Source organism: Rhizobium sp. Nf11,1 (assembly GCF_050587665.1).
In the GTDB taxonomy this organism is placed as follows: Bacteria; Pseudomonadota; Alphaproteobacteria; order Rhizobiales; family Rhizobiaceae; genus Rhizobium.
Genome location: NZ_JBOBHU010000062.1, coordinates 1 through 2,304 on the forward strand (window position 1 = coordinate 1; position 2,304 = coordinate 2,304).

2 protein-coding genes and 1 pseudogene are annotated in these 2,304 nt (G+C 59.2%); all 3 read right to left on the reverse strand.

The window, feature by feature from the left end; translation table 11 throughout:
* Positions 1 to 207: 207 nt before the first annotated feature.
* A pseudogene (locus ACQ7C1_RS31635) lies at positions 208 to 414 on the reverse strand (4Fe-4S binding protein); the annotation flags it as partial.
* Positions 415 to 445: 31 nt separating this feature from the next.
* A complete protein-coding gene (gene nifN / locus ACQ7C1_RS31640; protein ID WP_430961207.1) occupies positions 446 to 1,828 on the reverse strand; it encodes a nitrogenase iron-molybdenum cofactor biosynthesis protein NifN in 1,383 nt (460 codons plus the stop codon).
* Positions 1,825 to 2,304 (reverse strand): nitrogenase component 1 (locus ACQ7C1_RS31645; protein WP_430961208.1); only part of this gene is annotated, 480 nt, incomplete at its 5' end. The genes ACQ7C1_RS31645 and nifN, both read right to left, overlap by 4 nt.

Genomic DNA, 2,304 nt, shown 5'->3' on the forward strand with positions numbered 1-2,304 from the left:
CGTTCAGATCAGTGGCAGGTCATCCCGAAGCGAGATGCGCTTCGTCTTGACATCGGGGTGCTGGATGTTCGTCACGTACTGGTCGAACTCGGTCTTGCCGGTGCGCGCATCGAGACGCAGAAACCGAAGTCCGAAATTTAATGCGAGACGAGGTAGACCGCCGGTGGGGAGCGCACGGGAACAACAGCAGGCGCCAAAAGATACAACTCAAGCAGCGATCGTGTCAGCTGCAGCGTGGGTCTCGCAGTTCTTCGGACAGACGCGGGCACAAGCTCCACAGCCGATGCAGCGCCGCCCATTGTCCACCAACATGATCACGCGATCGAGCTCATCGTCCTCGTCGTCACAGATGCCGAGGATTTCACCGCGTCGTCAAACGCCGTAAAGATGCATGACGTCGCGCGAGCATACCTCGATTTGCGGCGTCGGTGAGTGAACTTCGTCATTAACGAGCGATAGGCGACGGGCGTCGTTCATCTGTCATTTCTCGGTTGCGGAATGGATCGAGTGATCGAGGCGTTGGCGCGTGCTGGTCGGCCTGGAAGATGTTGGCGGCATCGAAGATCAGGTCGCGCGTCCCATGATAGAGCGTCGTGAGCTTGTGCTGGCTGCCGAGTCGGTCGAAGATTGGGAAGCCAACGCGCATGAGCGGAATGCCCAGGCGCTCGGCCGCTTGTCGTCCATGCGAATGGGTGACGAGAAGATCAGCGCCCCCGGCAAGCCCCTCGAGGTCGCCAAGATCACCGACCTGAACCGGATCGGCAGGCACTTTCTCGAGTATTTTCGAGGTGCCGGTCGTAGTGACGGCTGCCCGAATTTCTGCGCCCATGCCGGTGAAGAACGTGGCGAGCTGATAGAGTTGGTCGGGCTCGGCGGCAATGGCAATCTTCTTGCCACTGAAATAAAAATGCCCGTCGAGCAACGCGTCCTGTAGCTGAGCGCGGCGCCGGCGGATTTTCGCTGGCGCCGGCGCACCGGAAATTGCGGAAAGCAGCGAGACAAACCGATCGGCGTCCTTCAACCCTGTAAGGGTCTGGAACAGCGTGTAAGGCACTCCGGTCAGTCTCTGCAGCACCTCCGCCGGACCGCGCATATGCTCGCCGATTGGAATGCACTGCACCGCCGTTCCAAGCTCTTCGATGTTCTTGACGTCGATGCCGCCATAGGTGGTCGGCACCCAACGGCCGTCAGGCACGGTACCGTCGAGGGAATCGGAAAGATCGGGCAGAATCACCGGTTTGAGGCCGAAGCTTTCCACCGTCTCGCGCAAATGCTCGATGTCAGCGACAGTCAGATTCCAGCCCGGCAAAATCGCGACCTTCTTTGGCTGCCTCGCCTGCTGACCACTCAGTGTAACTCTTTGGATCATAGCGCTGACAGCGTTAGCCCAGCCCTCCTCGATCGCGCCCTCGAAATCCGGGGTGTTGGCCAGCACGATGTGCGTGCCTGCAAGTTCTTTCGCGCGCAACAACTTGACTTTTTCGACATCCCTTGCGAAATCTTCGCCTCGGGTTTCGACCAGCGCCGTGGTACAGACCCCGATCAGTTCCGGGTTCGTGCGCGTCTTGAGGTTGAGGATCGCCTCCTCCAGATGGTCCATGCCGCCGAGGATCGTCGCCACTTCGTCCATCGCCGTTGTTTGCAAAGGAGCGGCTTCCTTGAAATGACGTACCAGAAGGACCAAGGCGAAGCTCGTGCAGCCTTGGCTGCCATGGAACAACGGTATGGCACCGCGGACCCCAAGAAAAGCGAGAGCGGCGCCGAGCGGTTGAGACGACTTTAGCGGATTGACCGCTGCCGATTTGGTTTGAGGAAGAACGCGCTTCATCGGCTTTCCTCAAGGGGCGCCGAAGCCGTCGGCGGCTGTTGTGTGGCCACTTCCGCGATGGGGTGGGCGACCTCGACTTTGCCCTGCCTACAAGGCAGTTCTTCCTTCACTGTAGGTTGGTATTCCCACGGTGCCGGCTCGCGCACTTGACACCACATCGGGTTATGAATGGCGAGGTCGATCTGGCGAACGAGCGCCACCATGCCGTCATAGCCGGCGTAGGGGTGCTGACGCTCCTGATTGATATCGAGCCAGGGCGTCTTGGCTTTCAGCGCTATGAATTGCGTGCGCCCGCCCGACAGCATAATGTCGACCTTCTTTTCTGAGAGCATATCGTAAAGCTCGCGTGGCGACATTGATTCAAACACGTGGCTTTCATCCTTGAGGATCTGCTTGATCCGCTCCTTGTCTTCGACTGTCGATTTCTTGACGGAGGTGCCAACGATCTCGACGCCGATCTCCGTCAATGCATCGAC